Consider the following 17,229-nt stretch of genomic DNA (forward strand, 5'->3'; position numbering starts at 1 on the left):
CCGACGCCCGAGCATCCGATCTCAGCGTCTCACCGACCGGCCCGCCGCACCCCCGCCGCTTCTCGCACGAACTTGGCGACTTCCTACAAGGTTGTCAGACACCGCAAAACTGACCGTTTTCCGTACGCCTGGTAGTCCGTCGCGACACGCCGAAGGAAAATGTCGCAGAACTAGTGTCCGAAAACCCCTGGTGTCGCAGAACGCAGCCCGGGGGTTTTCGCTACGGTCACCGCGTGACGCACACCTACGGGTACGCCCGGGTCTCCACCACGGCGCAGAACCTCGATGCCCAGGTCGACGCGCTCACCGGCGCTGGCGGCGTCGACGTGCGCGACGTCGTCGTGGAGAAGGCCTCGGGCACCCGCGAGGACCGCCCAGAGCTCGGCCGGCTCCTCGCCGTGCTTCGGGAAGGGGACACGCTCGTCGTGACGAAGCTCGACCGACTCGGCCGGTCTGCCGCGCACGTCGCGCGCCTGGTGCGCGACCTCGACGAGCGCGGGGTCACGCTTCGGTCGCTGACGGAGACGATCGACACCTCGAGCGCGACGGGGCGGCTCATGGTGCACGTGCTCGCCGCCGTCGCCCAGATGGAAGCCGACCTCGCGCGAGAGCGCACGCTCGACGGCCTCGCGGCTGCCCGAGCCCGCGGCCGCGTCGGCGGCCGCCCGAGCGTCATGACCCCTGACCGAATCGCCGCAGCGCGCGTCGCCCTCGCCGGCGGCCAGTCGCGCGCCGCTGTGGCGCGCGCGCTCGGTATCTCGCGAGACACGCTCTACCGTCACTTGAGCGTCGTACAAGGGCCGCTGATGTTGGATCGGGACGCTACCCTCAGCCCGGAGCGGCTATAGGCCGCCGGTCGGCTCGTTGAGGGGACTCGCCATGCGGCTAACGAAGGCTCAGGTTCGGAAGTTCAAGTCGGTGGCTGACTCGACTCCAATAGAGATCGATCCTGACGTGACAGCCCTCGTCGGGAAGAACGAATCAGGCAAGACGGCTGTCCTTCAGGCGATGTATCGCTTGAAGCCGCTTCCGAGTGGCCACGCCACGTCGTTCGAAGCGTTGAGGGACTACCCGCGGCGGTACCGTGCACGCGACAAGACCACGATCCCAGCGGTGCAGCCGATCTCTCTGACCTTTCAGCTCGATGAGGACGATCGCCAAGCCTTCGAGGAGAAGTACGGTCCCGGCATACTCGCCACTGACGTCGTCACGATCAGCCGCAAGTACGAAGCCGCGAACAGCTTCATCTCGCCGTTCACGAACGACGTCGAGCTGATCAGAGGGCGCATCGCCGATGCAGGGCTGTCGGTCGACAAGTACATCAAGGACACCTACGAGGCAACGCTGGACGCGTTGGAAGGCTCCTCCGCTGCCGCGGCGACCGCGCTCGGCGCGGAACTCCGCAAGGAAGATCTCCCGGGCAAGACCCGAGCGTTCCTCTGGACACGCGCGCCCCGGTTCCAGTACTTCGACGAGTACAACATGCTTCCCGGGAGTGCCTCCATCACCCGCTTGCAGACCGTCGATGAGGACGACCTGGAGCCGGACGAGAGAACGGCGCTGTCGCTGCTGAGACTCGCTGGGATCGACGAGGAAGAGTTCAGTGAGGCGGAGTACGAGTCGCGGAAGGCTGCGCTCGAAGCGGCCGCCAACCAGCTCACGGACGAACTCTTCGAGTACTGGACCCAAAACACCGACCTCTCCGTCGAACTCGATATCGAGTTTCGACCCGTCCCAGGTGCGGCATCGCCGGAGCCGTGGCTTCAGATCCGAGTGCGGAACGCACGCCACCGGGTCACCTTGAACATGGCCGAGCGCTCGAAGGGATTTGTCTGGTTTTTCTCCTTTCTGGCCGCGTTCTCGGAGTACACGAACAGCACGCGCCGCGTGATCTTGCTGGACGAGCCAGGGCTCAACCTGCACGCCAAGGCCCAGAACGATCTCCTGCGCTTCATCGACGAGCGGCTCGCCCCGCACCACCAAGTGATCTACTCGACTCACTCCCTGTTCATGATCGATCCCACGAAGCTCGATCGGTGCAGAACCGTCGAGGACCTCGATGGGGACGGTACGAAGGTGAGCCGTGACGTGTGGGCGGCCCGGCCTGACACGGTGTTCCCCCTGCTGGGCGCCCTCGGGGTCGACATGACGCAAACGCTCATCATTGGCGCTGACCAGCTGCTCGTTGAAGGGCCCGCAGACGTCGCCTACTTGTCCGTGATGAGCGACCTCCTCCGGCAAGACGGTGGCCGCGGCCTAGACCCTCGGTGGACGATCACACCCGTCGGAGGCATCGACAAGCTGCCCACGTTCATCGCTCTACTCGGCGGGAGTGACCTCAATATCTCAGTGGTCATGGACGGCGCCGCAGGAGGAAACCAGAAGCTGACGCAACTGATCGATCGCGGACTCCTCGAGCAGCGCCGGCTTGTGCCAATCACCGACATCACAGAAACACGGGAAGCGGACATCGAGGACCTGTTCGACACCGACTGGTACCTCGGCCTGGTGAAGAAGTCACGCGTGGGGAACGTCGCGAAGTCGAAGCTGCGTGGCGGAAGGATCGTCAAGCAGATCGAGGCGGTCCTCGGCGAACGATACGACCACTACCAGCCGGCAGCCTGGCTGCTGAGGGATACCACGGGGTACGTCGGTGCCGTTGGGGACGAGGCCAAGGAGCGCTTCCAGCAGCTCATTGACCGAATCAACGGGCTCCTGTGAGCGTGGGGCGGTCACCTTGCGCCGTACCCATCACGTCCTGTGCTCAAGATGCTGCCGCAGTTCCGCGGTGACGTGAACGGGTACAACGTGTCCCAGCGGGGATCGGTTCGACCGGTTCGTGACCGAGCAGTACGCCGCTGGCAGGTCGCTGCGCGAGCTCGGCGAGTTGACGGGGCGCACGCAGACGGCGGTGCTGCGGAGCCCTGGACCGCACAGGCACGCCGCGGCGCGGCCGCGTAGGTCAGGTGAGCAGGTTCGTCACGTGCTCGGCGCTGCCACGCCCGCACGATGCCTCGTCGACGACGAGCCGGGCGAGGTCACGCAGCGGGACGTTGTGCTCGTTCGAGGCGCGCTTGAGCATCTGGAAGGACTCCTCGGGGTCGACACCGAGCACGCCGGTGAGGATCCCCTTGGCTTGCTCGATCGGGCCCCGCGAGGCTGCCGAGGCACGAATGTCGCGTCGCGCCTGTTCCTGCGCGTGGGCCTTGACGGTGCAGGTGATGTCGATGAAGTACCCCATCAGCTCGATGACCTCGCCGGTGACGCGGTCGCGTCGACCCTGTCCGACGATGACGAGGGACCGCTGCTTGCCGTGGGCGTCCATGATCCGGTGCACGCTCGAGAACGGTTCACCCGTGCGGCACGCGTTCTCCAGCATGCCGCGGACGCGGTCGCGATCGTCCGGGTGCTTGTGGACAAGGATCAACTCGCAGGTCGGCACGACCTCGCCCGGCTCGAAGCCGTGCATCCGGTACGTCTCAGGCGACCACCACCAGTGGTGGGTGGTGAGGTCAAGACGGTACTGCCCGATCTGCTGCTCGACTCCCCGGGCGAGGGCCTGCTCGATCGCACGAAAGTCAGTGGTCATGGGGCGTCTCCATCTGCTTGAAGAGTGGTGACGAGCCAGGTCCAGACTCGTTGGATATCTATCGACCGTACGCCGCTTCACCCGGCTGGACACTCGGGAGATCCCCACGGTGCTCTCGGCGTGGGCGGTGCGCCGATCCACGCCGATCGACCTGACGCTCGTCGAGCCGTTCGTCGTCGAGGTCTCCGCTGACGTCGCCTGGTCTGGGAAGTCCTGGCGCCACCCGCTCAGGTTCGTGCGCGCGAGGCCCGAGGTCCCGCTCGAGGAAGCCGTGCCGCCGACGACCGGACCAGGGTGAGCCGCTGCCGCTGCCTGGCTGGGCACCACTCAGACGGTGCCCAGCCAGTCGGGCGGCTACGTGCTCGCGACGAGCATCGGGAGCGTCTCACTGACGCAGGTCGCGACGTCGGCAGGCACCCCGCCGGACATCAGCAGCACGAACAGAACGATCACGAGGCTCGACTGAGGAGCCCCGGGGCGGCGATCCCCGCCAGTGGGTTGTGAGGGCATGGCTCTCCTACGTTGGGAGGCCTCCGCGCGAACCGACAACGACTGCGTGTACCGTGTTCATCTGGAGATTGAACCCGCGAGTCGGTGCACGAGGAAGCCTCGTTGAACTGGACGTGCGGACGACAGGGCCGGAGCCAGGTCTGCAGCCTGGGCCGGCCCTCGTCGTCCGCGGACGCAGGAGTGCCCTGAGGCCGTGGAGTGTGAACCCCATCGGCTGGCCTCCTGGCGGAAGCCGCGAGCACCCTGCGACAGCAACGCTATACCTAGTGGTCCCACAGCGTGATGGCACTAGATGTGGTGGTGGAACTTCACCTGTCCGCTCGTGCTAGGGCGAGGTTGAGCAGGAGAACCGCGGAATCCCGCCGTTCGCGTCGGTGTGGGGCGGATCTGGCCTCCCTGATCGAACCGGAAGCTTCGCCTGGTACGGCTACCCGAGCACGACGTCCGCACCGCCGAAATTGCCGCGCTGGCGCGGCTCACGGGGTGTCGAGCGCGGGTGGTGGACGCTGTGCGGAGACGTCATCCGGTGCACGCCACACATCGCGACGTACTCGCGCTCGAGGGCGACGATCCGTTGACGTCGATGCCCTTGTCGCTCGGGTCCCGGAAGGTGGCGATGTTGAACGCCACCCCCTTGGTGCCGCGCCCCTACCGCCACTCCCAGAAGCGTCGGCGCCTGGGGCTCATCGGCGCTCGACGGCATCGGCCCAGAGCCATGCCCAGCCCTCCCGACCTTCGCGCGAGATGTAGCGCACGTGGACCTGACGGCCCGCCCACGCAACGGCCTCGCCGACGACGCGCGCCTCACCGCTCTGGCGTTGCGTGACCCACGCCCGCACCGGGATGCCCTCGGCCGGGCGCACGATCCGCTCGCCGCGCCGCGCCAGCTCGGGCGCCTCTTCGGCGTGGTCGCGCATCGGGACCGTCTCGATGCCAGACGGCCAGCCGCCCGGAGGCGGACGTCGACGAGTACCCACGACACAAGCGTATTCGAACACCAGTTCGACTATCGGGTTAGCCTGGCCGGGTGACGACGACCGCGCTCGACCCGCTCGAGGTGGCTCGCGCGACCCTGCGTCGCGCCGAGCTGCGCACGGGCGTGCGCGCGTCGACACCGGGCGTCGTCGACCTTGACGACGCTCCGCGGCCGCTCGGCGCGATCCTGGACGACGGGCGCCTGCCGCGCGGTGCGGCCAGCGTCGTGACGGGCTCGACGTCGCTCCTGCTCGCGCTGCTCGCGACGTCGCAGGGGTCGTCGGACTGGCTCGCCATGGTGGGGGCGCCCGATCTCGGGATGCTCGCGGCCGCGGACGCCGGCATGGCACTCGACCGTGTCGCGCTCGTGCCGCGCGCCGGGGACGATCCTGCCGGCGTCGTCGCGGCGCTGCTGGACGGCATGACGTACGTCGTCGTCGGGCCGGACGCCCGGCTCACGGCGTCCGAGCGCCGGCGGTTGCTCGCCCGCGCGCGAGAGCGCGGTTCCGGGCTCGTCGCCGTCGGAGCGTGGGAGCAGGCCGCGGTGCGGCTCGACGTCGTCGCGCACCGCTGGTCCGGCACCGACGCCGGGGGCGGCTACCTGCGGCGCTGCGAGCTCGATGTCGCCCGGACGGCCCGCGGCGTCATGGACCGATGGACGCTAGCGCTGCCCACACCCGCCGGGCCCTTCCTCGAGGCAATCGAGGGCCAGGCCCGGCCCGCCGCGACGCAGCAACGCCCGCCGCTGCGCTTGGTTGGCTGAGGTCCGTCAGCGGCCGAGGACGGCGTCGTCGTCCCCTCGCTGCGCGGCCCGACGCTCCGAGTGGATTTCCTGCGCTGGTTGGCTTCGCGTGTCCGACCGATATCCCTTCTTGCTGCGCAGGTCTTCTAGCCGCGCCACGGTGGCTCGTACCTCCTGCGCGAGCGCATCGCGACCGACCTTTCCCGGGGGCTCAAGCTCGCGACCGGAACGAAGACCGGCAAGGTCCGAGAGCGTGCCGCTCAAGGTCGGGTGGGTCTCCTTGGTGATGCGCTCCCAGACCGGCACGGCCATGCGGATACCCGATCGTGGATCGCGGCTGAGGCGCTTCTCCCTAGTTGTGAAATACAGGCCCTCGTCCCGCCCGCGCCGCAGCACGTCAGCCATGCGCGCACCTGTCCGTTCGCTGAGCAACGCCACCGACGTCCACTGTCTCGACGTCTCCGGGGCGCCGCCGGACGAAAGGCGGTCGAGCACCTGCTCGAAATCGGCTGCCGCTTGGGCACCTCCGCCGGCGCGTCCGTCGATGTTCTGTGTCGCGTCGACAAGGCGGCGATACAACGAGGCCCGTTCGCGAAAGTGCGCAGAGAGCTCCGGGTCATCACGCCCGACCCGCTGCGCGAGCTCGTGCGACAGCGCATGGTTCACGAGGAGGAGCTCGTGCATGTTCCGGGCGCTGGGCATCGAGTGCTCGAGGCGGGTGACCGCGTTCCAGAGCGCCATGAGCGTTCCCTGCGCGCCCGGCGGAAACGGTGTCGGGTAGAGCGAGGCCGGCGGCTGCTGTCCTGCCCAATCCACCCGCTGGTCGAGGCCATAGCCAGCCAAGAAGCGCGTGCAATTCTCGATGCGATTGAGAGCAGAAGCGCGCGCGCTCGTCCTGTCGCTACCGACCGGCCGAGGCCAGTTCGGAACGTTCTGATACCGGAAGTCGAGATACGCCATCGCGCGCATCACGTCGGTCGCGTCCTTGAGCACCGTGAGCTTCTCGGGGGCGGACTGCTGCGCCAGTGCGTCGAGGTCGAGCTCCTGACCCCTCCACGCAGCCAGCGCGGCGCGGCGCCATCCTTCGACCACTGAGGACTCATGCGGCGTGTCGAGCTCGAGCGGCGTCGCGCGTCGCTCAGGCAGGTCTGCGCCGCCGACCTGCTGCGCACGTCTCACGTACTCGTGGAACGCCGCGACGGCCGACCACTCGCGCTGCCGCGGGTACCGCTTCCCCTCGTCGTACCTCTCTTGGACGTCGCGCGGCAGAGCGGCGTACGTCGACGACGCCACCCAACGCAGCACGACCGCGCGGTAGCGCTGCATGAGCACGCTCGCCGCCTCCTGCTGTCGCCGCGCCTCCTCATCGGCAGGAACGTTCCACCTCCCGCTCCGCTCGCGATGATCCAGGCGAGGAAGCGTTCTCTGAAACGACAGGAGCTCAGCCAGGGCGACGTGCAGGTCTCGGGTGACGTCGCCGTAGGTCACCGGGCGCCCTCGAGTTGCTCGCGCTCCTGAGCCCAGGCGTCTTGAAGATCGGCGACGCAGAGCTCGAGCGCGAGCGGGTCGACGTCGAACGTCGCGAGTGCACGCATTGCCTCTACCGCCGCGTCCACGAGGGCGCGACGGTCAGTCGTCGTCACAGGCTGAGCCGGCGGGAAGCCGGTCCCGCCGTGCAGATCGTCGAGGGCGAGGCGTACCCGCCCGTAGTCCAGGAGTGCCCGGCCCGGCGGGGCGGTGCGCACGAGCTCGACGATCAGCGATCGTGCGTCCTGGTAGGCGGTGAAGTGCTCCTCGGTCAGCCCCATCGTGGCCCCCTGTCGGTCGCGGCTGGAAGACGGCCCTCCAACCTTGCCATGGCATCATCCCGCGAGCCCAGAGTCACCAAAGGGCGCCTCGCCTACCCGTGTGGACGACGGCGCCAGATCGGGGCCTGTAGACAGATCGAGGGGGCCACCCGCCCAGATGGCCCCCTCGTTACTCATCCCGCCGCGCTCCGTTTCCGGTGGCGCTGGCGATGCGTTGTCACGCGTTCCCGCACCCGCTCAAGGGCGTCGTGGTAGTAGACCCTCTCGAAGGCGCCGGCCTCGTCGCTGTACGCGAACGCGCGCGCCCGGCGCAGCGCGTCGAGCTCGGCGACGACGGCCGGCACGTCTCGCCACGCCGTGCCGAGTGTCTCGGACCACAGGAAGTCGTCGCACAGGTGGCGCACGTACTCGTTGAGCTCGGCCTCGTCGTCGCCATCTGTTTCGGAACCCGCGGCCGCACCGCGCCGTCCCGTCTCGAGCGCGTGAATCCGGTCCTCGTGGTCGGAGATCGTCTCCGCGAACGACAGAAGCGTGGCCTCGTCGACGATGAGCGGGGCCGGGTCGGCGCTCACCGTCGGGCCCCCGAGCGTGCCGGTGCGAACTGCTCATCGAACGCCCGCGCGACGTCCCTGTCGACCATCGCCCGCAGCGCTGGCACCTCGTACCAGCCGGGGAGGCTCAACCGCATGGGCTTGTGCTGCCCCGTGACGACGATCGCAGTTCCCTTGGCCAGCCGTCGCAGGTACGACGGCGGGGCGAGCCTCTCGTCTACGTAGTGCGAGGACGTCGACACCTCGCCCCGGGCGCCGCGGGAGACCGTCTTTCGGCGCACCTTGTGGTCACCGATTGACTCGCTCAGCGCCTTGAGCGTTTCCTCGTCGGAGATGCCGGGGAGGTAGACGTGCGCGGTGTGGTTGGACTTGACCGTGCGGGCTGCGTCGCGACCGTAGATGCGGACGAGCTGCCCCTCGTCCTGCCACACGCTCACCGTGATGACCCCCTCGTTCGCTCCCTTCGACGTCACCTTGTCCAGCCGGCGCAGCGGCGCGATGTTCGCTGCCTCGTCAAGCATCAGGAGCAGGGGCGGGTCGAGCGGCAGCCCCGTCTTTGCCGCGCGCTGCTCCACCTCGCGCAGAACCGCGTTCACGAGCGTCTCGAAGACCGGAGCGAACAGGGCTTGATCGGCCTCCGGTGCGACGAGGTACAGGGTTCCGCCGTCGAGCAAGGTCCGGTGGTCCAGCGTTCCCGGGTCGCCGGGGACCGCGGCGAGGGCGTCGCGAACGTCCGGGTGCCCGAACGCCTCGAGCACGACCTCGGCCGTGCCGTACACCGAGCTCTTCGTCTTCTCGTGGCGCAGCGTCGAGGCCTGCCACGCCGCGATTGCGTCCTCGTCGCCGAGCGTCTCGAGTAGGCCCGCGACCGATTCCTCATCGGCGTAGTCGACCCAGCGCACCACATCAGCCATGTGCTTCCCGTGGCGCGCGGCCGCGAAGAGCATGGGGGCGAGGAGCTTTCGTCCCAGCGAGTCCCAGAACTTCTGGTCCTCAAGCCCTCGCGACTCGACCTTGCTCGACTCCGACAGCCACGCGGCCGCCTTGAGCGCGTCGCCGTACGTCTGGATGCTCGCGAGCGGCGACCACCGCGTGCTCTGCTCCCCCGTCGACCCCGCCGGGTCGAACAGGTGCACCGGGCCCTCCTTCGCGCGCTTGCTCACGGTCAGCTTGTAGGCGTCGCTCTTCACCGAGGCGACCAGCGCCGGCCCCTCGTGGCGCAGGACTGCGGGAACGACGAAGCGCGGCGTCTTTCCCGCGCCCGTCGGGGCCATGACCATGACCGAACGGCGCGGCGGGTTGGCCAGGGTGGACTTTCCCATTTCGCCGAGGACCACTCGGGCACGAGCCGGTCCGTCGACGACCAGGTCGGCCACGTCCTTCGGCGTCGCCCAGGCGTGCGAGAAGGCACGCTCGCGGTCCTGCTGGGCGTGCTCACTGCGTCCGCCGCTGCGCAGCCCGGAGATGACCGCGACCAGCACGACAAGCGCGATCACGACCGCGAATGCGACACCCGCTCCGGCGGGAAGATCGACTCCGAACATGCCTCCCCCTCTCAGACCGTGGCCGGGATCGGATCGGCCGGCGCGACGTCGACGACGTCGAGCACGTCCTCGAGCTCGTCGGATTGCGCCGACGCGGCGAACAGCTCGCCGCCCTGCTCCTGGCCGAGCATCGCGGCGTCGGTGTCGGTGATCCACTCCTCGAGAGGCGTGCGAACCCCATTCACCAACTTGGGCGGCTCGGTGCCAATCTTCGCGATGTGCACACCCTGGTCGAGCAGGGCCAGGTGCGGGCGGACCCATGCGGGGAAGTTGAAGAGGTTGATGACGGCCTCAGCGTCGGTGCTCTTGTCCTGCCGGAAGACGTGGATGATTTCCGCCTCGCGAATCATGCTCATCATGTCCGAGTCGGGCGGGACGTCGCTGATGTGGTGGAACACCGTCACCACCGAGAGCCCGATACCCCGGCCCCGCTTCGCGAGCGCCCGGAACACGGCGGCCACCGAGGGCAGACGCGCAGCGTGGTAGCCCTCCTCGATGATGATGAGGCGCTGCCCGACCGTCATGGACCACACCGAGGCGAGGTAGCTCGCCATGATCGCCATGACCAGCGAGAGCGCCGGCGACTCCTCAGGCAGTCGTGACGTGTCGACCACGATGAGCGGTGCCGACAGGTCGAGGGGCTTGCCATCCGGGCCCTGAGTCTCACCGTCGATCAGGCCGGAGAGGTCGCCCTCGAGGTAGCGCTCGAGGTCTTGTGCGAGCCGACGGCCCCACTCGAACACGTCGCGGACGGTGACCCACCCGCTCGCGCTCAGGTGCTCGCGCGGGATCGCGGACTCGTCAGGCTCATAGAGTGCGTCGACGACGTCGCGCAGGACGGCGACGCGACCAGCCGCCGCCGCCTCGGACAGCGCCTTGCGGTGAGCCGCGCGGAGAGCGGCTCGCTCGTCGGAGCTGAGGGCCCCGTGGGCCTGCGTGGCGACCATCTCGAGCAGCTCGTCCTGCCCGACAAGGTCCTCGCCGTCGGAGTTCTTGTGGGAGGTCGTCGAGATACGCGGGTCGAGGATGTTGACCGTGCACCCGCCGCGCCGGGAGAACGGTAGAACCGTCCCGCCGCACACCTGCGCGGCCCGGTGGTACTCCCCCTTGCCCTGCTGCACCTTGCGGTCGAAGACGACGACCTGCCGACCGAGCGCGATCGTGCGCACCACGTACTGCAACTTGGTCAGCGTGCTCTTCCCCATGGCGACGCCTCCGAGGATCACGACGTTGGGCGAGCCGATGCGGCGCTGCGCGTACAGCTCGTGCGGGTCGCACGTCTCGGGCTGGCCGGTCTGGACGTTCACCCCGAGGAGCGGTCCCGACAGCGGCGGGTGCGTCGCGACGAGCGCCGTGTTCAGCGCCTCGGCCTGACGTGTCGAGGTGAACGGCGCTGGCACCGCGACGTCGTACCAGCCGAAGCGGTCCCACAGCCGGCGGCGTCGGGCCGGCACGCGGAACACCGCGGCAGCGCGATTGTCCGTGGTGACGGTGCTCTTGGACTTCCGAACCGACTTCACTTTCCGATCCCCCTTGCGAACGGCAACGTCAGGACATGTGCGTGGTGGTGGCGGGTGTCGTGCCACGTCACGCGGGTGATACCGCCATCCTGGGCGGCGGACTCGAGGTCCTCGCGAGTGGTGAGAAGGTCGTCGTGCGTGCGCGCCGAAACGGTCACGCGCACGGCGGTCTCGACGCCGGCGGCGTCCTCGCGCAGAAGGTCGCCGAGAATCGTCTCCGGGACCGAGGCCTGGGCCTCCTTCTCTCCCGTCGAGACGACGCCGGCCTTCCTGTCCTTGATGATCGCGGCCTGGTCCAGCGTGAGCGCCGCGGCCGCACGCGCTCGGGCCTCGGGCTTCGCCACGAGCCGGAACTGCGTGGTCACCGTTCGGATGATCGGCGGCGTGACGTCCGTGACAAGGCACTCCATCCACCGCACGCCGACGTCGGACAGAGGCAGGCCGTCGCGCGGGATCGTCGCCGTAGCGTGCCACCAGGTGGAACCGTCCGGACCGAATGCCTCGAAGCCTGCGCGGTGCCCGGGTCCCTCCGCGTTGTAGGCCACGAACCCGTCGCGAGCTCCACCGAGCCCCGCGAGGTTGTCCATCGAGAGCGAGGGCACGTACAGGTGCCGCAGGAGCGCGCCGAGGCGCCGCGGCCCCAACCCCGCGCGGACCGTGAGTCCCGCGCGGGCTGCCGCACGCGAGACCTCACCGGTGACCTCAAACGCGGTCTCAGCGACGTTCTCCGGCGTCACGGGGACCCCGCGCCGCGCGGTCTTGGCCGACAGCCCTGCGTACGACATGCGGACCGTGATCCATGACCGGTACGACTCGCCCGACCAGGCCGCCTGCGCGGCGAGCGCAGTCATCGAGTCGCGCAGCTCCGGGCTCAGCCCTGGGCGCAGGCGGTCGGTGATCCACTGCTCATAGTCGGTGGACTCGACCGGCATGACGCGCGTGGAGAAGTCGACCTGCTCCACGGGAAGGTCTGGTCGCGCCAGACGCGAGAGGAGCCGTCCGAACCGCGCGCTGGCCGCGTTTGTCTGCGCAATCTCGCGCATCCCCTCTCCGCCTCCGACGACCTCGAGCACGGTCGTGAGGCAGTCCAGGCCGTGACCCACGACGCTCAGCTCGGGACCGTCCTCACTCGCGGCGACGCCCATGAAACGGACGGAGCCGAGCTCGAGCGGCACGGGCCGCGTCGCGTAGCCGGCATCTGGCTCGAAGACGTCGGTGCCCTGACGACGCGCGACGCGCCACCGCAGTTCCTCCCCGAGAGTCCCGGTCCAGGACTCACCAACGACGGTCTGCCGACGCAGCGCCCACCAGACGACGCCGGCGACGATCACCAGGCCCAGCAGCACCCACGGCGACTGCGTCACCACGAGCACCGCCAGACCGAAGACGACGACGGCACCGATGAGGAGCGTTCGGATCACCCCGAACGCTCCGAAGAGGCCGCGGTTGCGGCTCTCGCCGCCGATGTTGCAGACGCGCTCGTCGACGTCGTGGACCGTGGTCACTTCTGCTCACCCCCGTCTCGCACGTGTCGCCCGCGCTCGAGCGACTCCTTGAGTTGGCTCTGCGTGCCCTTGATGGCTCCCTCGGCAGGACCACCGACGGCACCCGCCGCACCGCCGATCGCGGCACCCGCGGCCATGCCCTTCGGCCCGGCCGCCTTGCCCATCTGCGCGCCTGTCTGGGCGCCCTTCACCGGGCCGTCCTTCGCTCCAACCGCGGCGCCGGCGCCGGCCGTGCTGTCGACTGCGCCGCCGCCCGGGCTGTACGAGAACGGGGCGCTCTGTTCGCCCCGCTTGCTCTTCTGGTTCTTCTGCGACGTCGCCGCGGCACCGGGGCCGTCGCCCTGTCCGCCAGGACCCGTGGCGGCGGTCATGGCACCCGCAGGGACAGCTCCGCGGCCCGCGCCAGCGCCCGATCCGCCGGTGCTGCCGCCACGAGCGCCACCGAGCTTCTGCATCCCCTGAGCGAGCTTCTGTCCAACTCCGACGGCACCGTGGTTCACGCTCCGCGTCGCCGATCCCAGGTCGTCTCCGGTCGAGGACCCGACCACCATCGAGGTCACGATCCCAACCAGCACGGGGAGCGCGACAACCGCGAGCGTCCCGATCCCGATGAGAAGTACCCCACGGAAGGCATCCGTTGGGCTTGAGGCGTCGAGCGCTCCACCGACCATGCCCCACAGCACCCAGAATCCGAAGAAGATGATCGGCGGAACGAGGAGCAGGGACGCGAGGACGGTGCCCGCGATGCTCGCAAGCTTGCGGAATCGCGGGTGGATGGCGAGTGCGAGAAGCACAGGGCCCAGCAGCAGGACCAGGTACAGCCCGTACGAGGCGATCACCATTTCGACCGTCGCCGTGAAGGCCGCAAAATAGGCGATGGCGCCGAGCACGAGCAGAGACATGGAGCCGCCGATCATCACGGACTCCGGATCGTTCGTCTTCGCGAGGACGTCCACGAACCACTTGACTGCCGCCGCCGCGTCCTCCGTCGATTGGCCTCCGAAGATCGCGGCCAGGCGGTACGAGAGCTGGGAGAGGACCCACACCAGGGTCGGCAGCAACATGACGGCTGGCATGAAGAACACGGCCCGCACGCCTGCCTCGCGCAGGGAGGCGACAACCTCGGGACGGCGCCGGGCGTCGCCCGCCGCACCGAGCTTCGTGGCCACCGGCACGAGCACGAAGGCCATCACGATGAGCCCGAGCGCCCACATGACGCCGTAGTGGCTCAGGAACCAGTCTGCACGGAGGTTCGGTCGGCTGAGGTTCAGCAGGAGGGACTGCATCCCGTCCAGCATCTTCGCCGCGGCGATTGCAGTTCCGACCGCCCATTCCTGCATGAGGTTCTTCGCTGTGAACCCCTCGAAGAGAGCCCCGACGAGACCTCCCGCGTCGACCACGCCGCCGGGGTTCGTCGGGTCGACGACGCTCCCGACGCCCTTGCAGGCCGTCTGCGCGACCCCCTCGGGAAGGAGCTGGCACAGCGTGTCGCTCGCCGGCCCCGCCGGAAGCGCCGCCGGAGCCGGCGACGCGGTCGACGCGCCGCCGATGCCCAGCACCGCGGCGACGACGAGGACGGCGACCATGAGGTTCCGCTTGAGCGCGTTCACAGTTCCCCAATCCCGATCGTCGGGTCGAACGCGTCGGTCGCGTCGGCCGGGACGACCCATCCGCCACCGAGCAGGCGCGCACGCTCCGTGAGGGACACGTTGACCGCCCGCGGCTGGTCGGGGGCGGGCGGCGTGTGCGTCGGGTAGGTGGTCTCGGCGATCTGCCAGTCAGTCCCGCTCCACCTCATGGTCGTCGTCACCTCTGACCAACGGACCTGCACCGCCGACCCGTCGTCGGCCGAGCCGACACCGTTGAGGCACGGCGCCCACGTCGTCACCACGACCTCGCTCGGCTCCGCGCTCGCATCGACGTCGTCGACCCGGTACGCGCCGTACTGGTAGAGGCACTCGGCGAACGCACGGCGCGACGCGTCGATCGTCCCGTCGGCACGCAGGCCGAGGCCGTCGGGCGTCACGTTCAGCTCGTCCTGGACGGCGGCCGCGACCTCGTCCGTGAGCACTCCGTTCTCGCGCGCGGCGGGAGTGTAGATCGTCTCTGCGATCTGGGCCCGCTTCTCGGGGGTGACGAACAGCGCCGTCCCGGCAGCGTTCGCGTAGGTCAGCGCGGCCGACACCGCGCCGTTCGTGGTGCGCGGGTACCCGCTCGGGACGCCGGCGACCACGGTTGTCGCACCCTCCCCCACGGCCGCCTCGCCGTAGGGCAGCTCGACGACGGGAGGGGCAGAGGTGGCGACGTCCTCGGCAGCGCTCTCCTCGCGGTCACGCTCGCCGCGCACACTGAGTGCGCCGACGACCGTTGCGACGAGGAGAACGCCGATCAGGGCGCCGAAGACCCACCGCGCTGTCTTGGCGCGGTCGCGAGGGCCGCGCGGCCCTCGGGGTTCAGATGCTGCGCGAGCTGGGTGCGTGCTGGCCGTCGTCGGTCGCGGCGTCGTCTCATCTTCGTAGCGGACAGGCATGGTGCCCCCTGCCTTTCGTCTCGATGTGAAGGTCGGTCAGATGCCCGTCAGGACGGCCCAGATCACGGGCAGCGCCGCGAGGGCGATGATCCCGACGGCAGGCCAGAAGAGGCCGCTCTTGGCGTCCTCGTACACGTCGGGCACGTTCGCCCTGCGCGCCTTGCCCATGCGCACGAGCGACTCGATCAGGAAGAAGCCGAGCACCACGAACCCGAGCGCCCACGCGGCGGCGAGAAGGACGCCGACCGGCTCCGACAGGATCGGGGCGAAGGGGCCGAAGTTCGGGGTGATGTTGTTCCAGATGTCCATGATTTGCTCCCTGCTTGGATGGTTGAAGATTCCTGATTTGTTGCGGGCGAGTTGGTGCGCGGCGGACTCCTGATGGCTGCGTCAGAAGGCGGGAAGCGCGGCCCAGAGGACCGCGCCCCCCGCGAGGAGAGCGCCGACGCCGACGCCGGCCGCGATCGCTCGCTTCCGACCCTCCTCGTACGCGGCGGTGTAGCCGCCCTTGGCACCCGCGCTCAGTCGGATGAGCCCAAGCGCCAGGTAGACCAGGGCAACGAACAGGGCGACCGCCCACACGGCGACCAGCGCGTAGGAAGCCCCGTTCAGCGTGGGGCCGACCGCACCCGTGGGGTTGGGGAGCACGGGAGCAAGGCCAGCGCCGATCATCGGGAGTGCTCCTCGACGGTGTCGGTGGCACGGATGGTCTGTACTCGGCGACCCTGCGGAACCGCCGCGACACTGAGCGCGCGGATGACGTCCGCGGCGAGCAGCGTGAGCGCCCCCCGAGCTTGCGGGTTGACCTGGGCGAGCGTGATTTCCCCGCGCCCGGCGATGTGCGCGTCGTAGGGCAGACGGTGGAACGTCCGCACGCCCGCGGCCTCGAGCTCGGCGCGCACCGCCTCCTCCATCGCGGCCGTCTGCGGGCGCCCGTCGTCCATCACGACAGCGATCGCGGTCTGCGCGAGGCGTCGACCCGACTCCGTGGTGCGCAGCTCCTCGAGCATCCCGAGCGCGTCCAGCGTGCTGTCCCCCGCGAGCATGACCGGGATGACCAGCACGTCCGCGGTGTCCGCCGCGCCCTTGAAAGCCCCGGAGCTCGGGACGTTCCCCGAGTCCATGACGCGGACCTCGAAATACTCGTCGAGCTTCGCGGCGACCGACAGGACGGCGTCGTACGTCAGCTGCGGGCGCGGGCGGTCGACCGCGGTCCCGATCACCGATGCGTAGGACGTCTGCGGGGCGGTGTACCCCACGACCTGGCCGCGGGTCGTGAGCTGGGCGACGTCGCGCACGAACTCGCCCAGGCCCAGCGGGGGCGTCCCCTCTGCGCGCAGGCCGAGCGTGCCCGGGTCGTCGGACACCTCGACGGCCACAGCCCCTCCCCCGCGAATGGCGGAGATGATGCCCACGAGCAGCAGGCTCAACGGCGTCTTGCCCGTGCCGCCCTTCTTGTTGCCCACGAGCACCGCCACGGCTCGCGTCCACGTCGCCTGGCGCACCACGCGCTCCGCGTCCAGGAGTCGCGCCGTACGTGCGGCTTCCTCCTCGCGCGCCATGCGCTCAGCCGTGCCCGGCGCGATCGGCAGCCCGGTGCGTGCCAGCGCCCCGCGCCAGCCTCGCTGCGCGCGCAGCGCCACGGGCGCGGCCGCCGTCGACGTTGCCGAGTTCGCCGCCTCCATCAGGCGTCGCGCCGGTGCCGGTGCGGGTGGGTCCGGCTGGGTCTCCACCGGTGCCGGGACCATCGTCGCCGGCGGGGGCGTAGCCGCCGGTCCCGTGCTCGCCGGTACATCCTGGCTGACCACGTCGTCCTCGAGCTCGTCGACGACGGGAGGGTCAGCAGGCACCGCTTCCACGGTTGGGGCGTTTCGTCGCACTCCCCCCGCCAGCACCTCGAAGCCGACAGGCTGCTCGTCCGTCATGTTTCCCCCTCGTTTGGGTCCGAGAGCGGG

At 69.5% G+C, this 17,229-nt stretch carries 17 protein-coding genes; 4 read left to right on the plus strand and 13 right to left on the minus strand.

The features are described 5' to 3' along the window. The first annotated feature begins 233 nt into the window (after positions 1 to 233). Together ACI769_RS18940 and ACI769_RS18945 are read left to right on the plus strand one after the other, a co-directional pair. Complete coding sequence (locus ACI769_RS18940; protein ID WP_409142133.1) at positions 234 to 848, plus strand: recombinase family protein; 615 nt, start codon at positions 234 to 236, stop codon at positions 846 to 848. Positions 849 to 879: 31 nt separating this feature from the next. Next, positions 880 to 2,721, plus strand: a complete 1,842-nt coding sequence (locus tag ACI769_RS18945; RefSeq protein ID WP_409142102.1) for an ATP-dependent nuclease — start codon at positions 880 to 882, stop codon at positions 2,719 to 2,721. Positions 2,722 to 2,962: 241 nt separating this feature from the next. Here the strand turns inward: ACI769_RS18945 and ACI769_RS18950 are convergent, their stop codons facing one another. Beyond that, complete coding sequence (locus ACI769_RS18950) at positions 2,963 to 3,589, minus strand: PAS and ANTAR domain-containing protein (RefSeq protein ID WP_409142103.1); 627 nt, start codon at positions 3,587 to 3,589, stop codon at positions 2,963 to 2,965. Positions 3,590 to 3,923: 334 nt separating this feature from the next. Between ACI769_RS18950 and ACI769_RS18955 the strand changes: the two genes are divergently transcribed. Next, positions 3,924 to 4,055, plus strand: a complete 132-nt coding sequence (locus ACI769_RS18955; RefSeq protein WP_409142104.1) for a hypothetical protein — start codon at positions 3,924 to 3,926, stop codon at positions 4,053 to 4,055. A gap of 727 nt (positions 4,056 to 4,782) precedes the next feature. Here the strand turns inward: ACI769_RS18955 and ACI769_RS18960 are convergent. Beyond that, a complete protein-coding gene (locus tag ACI769_RS18960; RefSeq protein ID WP_409142105.1) occupies positions 4,783 to 5,016 on the minus strand; it encodes a hypothetical protein in 234 nt (77 codons plus the stop codon). Between the two features lie 110 nt (positions 5,017 to 5,126). Here ACI769_RS18960 and ACI769_RS18965 point away from each other — a divergent pair, with 110 nt between their 5' ends. Then, positions 5,127 to 5,837, plus strand: a complete 711-nt coding sequence (locus ACI769_RS18965; protein ID WP_409142106.1) for a hypothetical protein — start codon at positions 5,127 to 5,129, stop codon at positions 5,835 to 5,837. Between the two features lie 6 nt (positions 5,838 to 5,843). On the opposite strand, the gene ACI769_RS18970 is transcribed toward ACI769_RS18965, so the two are convergent. The 11 genes from ACI769_RS18970 to ACI769_RS19020 form a co-directional block, all read right to left on the minus strand. Beyond that, entirely contained in the window at positions 5,844 to 7,304 is a 1,461-nt protein-coding gene (locus tag ACI769_RS18970) for a hypothetical protein (protein ID WP_409142107.1), read from the minus strand. After that, complete coding sequence (locus tag ACI769_RS18975; protein ID WP_409142108.1) at positions 7,301 to 7,624, minus strand: hypothetical protein; 324 nt, start codon at positions 7,622 to 7,624, stop codon at positions 7,301 to 7,303. Before ACI769_RS18975 ends, ACI769_RS18970 begins: the two co-directional genes overlap by 4 nt. A gap of 173 nt (positions 7,625 to 7,797) precedes the next feature. Continuing rightward, the gene (locus ACI769_RS18980; RefSeq protein WP_409142109.1) at positions 7,798 to 8,196 is read right to left on the minus strand and encodes a hypothetical protein; all 399 of its coding nucleotides are present in this window, start codon (positions 8,194 to 8,196) and stop codon (positions 7,798 to 7,800) included. Continuing rightward, complete coding sequence (locus ACI769_RS18985) at positions 8,193 to 9,719, minus strand: type IV secretory system conjugative DNA transfer family protein (RefSeq protein ID WP_409142110.1); 1,527 nt, start codon at positions 9,717 to 9,719, stop codon at positions 8,193 to 8,195. Before ACI769_RS18985 ends, ACI769_RS18980 begins: the two co-directional genes overlap by 4 nt. 11 nt (positions 9,720 to 9,730) lie before the next feature. Then, positions 9,731 to 11,305 carry a hypothetical protein gene (locus tag ACI769_RS18990; protein ID WP_409142111.1) on the minus strand — a complete coding sequence of 525 codons (1,575 nt, stop codon included), beginning with the start codon at positions 11,303 to 11,305 and terminating at the stop codon, positions 9,731 to 9,733. Continuing rightward, the gene (locus ACI769_RS18995) at positions 11,236 to 12,744 is read right to left on the minus strand and encodes an SCO6880 family protein (protein ID WP_409142112.1); all 1,509 of its coding nucleotides are present in this window, start codon (positions 12,742 to 12,744) and stop codon (positions 11,236 to 11,238) included. The genes ACI769_RS18990 and ACI769_RS18995 overlap by 70 nt, the downstream gene beginning before the upstream one ends. Continuing rightward, positions 12,741 to 14,354, minus strand: coding sequence for a hypothetical protein (locus tag ACI769_RS19000; protein WP_409142113.1), 1,614 nt, complete (start codon positions 14,352 to 14,354; stop codon positions 12,741 to 12,743). The genes ACI769_RS18995 and ACI769_RS19000 overlap by 4 nt, the downstream gene beginning before the upstream one ends. Then, positions 14,351 to 15,091: a hypothetical protein gene (locus ACI769_RS19005; RefSeq protein ID WP_409142114.1), complete on the minus strand. Its 741-nt coding sequence runs from the start codon at positions 15,089 to 15,091 to the stop codon at positions 14,351 to 14,353. Before ACI769_RS19005 ends, ACI769_RS19000 begins: the two co-directional genes overlap by 4 nt. 219 nt (positions 15,092 to 15,310) lie before the next feature. Further along, positions 15,311 to 15,583: a hypothetical protein gene (locus ACI769_RS19010; protein ID WP_155099700.1), complete on the minus strand. Its 273-nt coding sequence runs from the start codon at positions 15,581 to 15,583 to the stop codon at positions 15,311 to 15,313. A gap of 81 nt (positions 15,584 to 15,664) precedes the next feature. After that, positions 15,665 to 15,946 carry a hypothetical protein gene (locus tag ACI769_RS19015; RefSeq protein WP_409142115.1) on the minus strand — a complete coding sequence of 94 codons (282 nt, stop codon included), beginning with the start codon at positions 15,944 to 15,946 and terminating at the stop codon, positions 15,665 to 15,667. Then, positions 15,943 to 17,124: a hypothetical protein gene (locus tag ACI769_RS19020; protein ID WP_409142116.1), complete on the minus strand. Its 1,182-nt coding sequence runs from the start codon at positions 17,122 to 17,124 to the stop codon at positions 15,943 to 15,945. Before ACI769_RS19020 ends, ACI769_RS19015 begins: the two co-directional genes overlap by 4 nt. Between the last annotated feature and the right edge of the window lie 105 nt (positions 17,125 to 17,229).

Origin of the sequence: Cellulosimicrobium sp. RS (assembly GCF_046159675.1) — a bacterium.
GTDB classification, from domain to species: domain Bacteria; phylum Actinomycetota; class Actinomycetes; order Actinomycetales; family Cellulomonadaceae; genus Cellulosimicrobium; species Cellulosimicrobium funkei.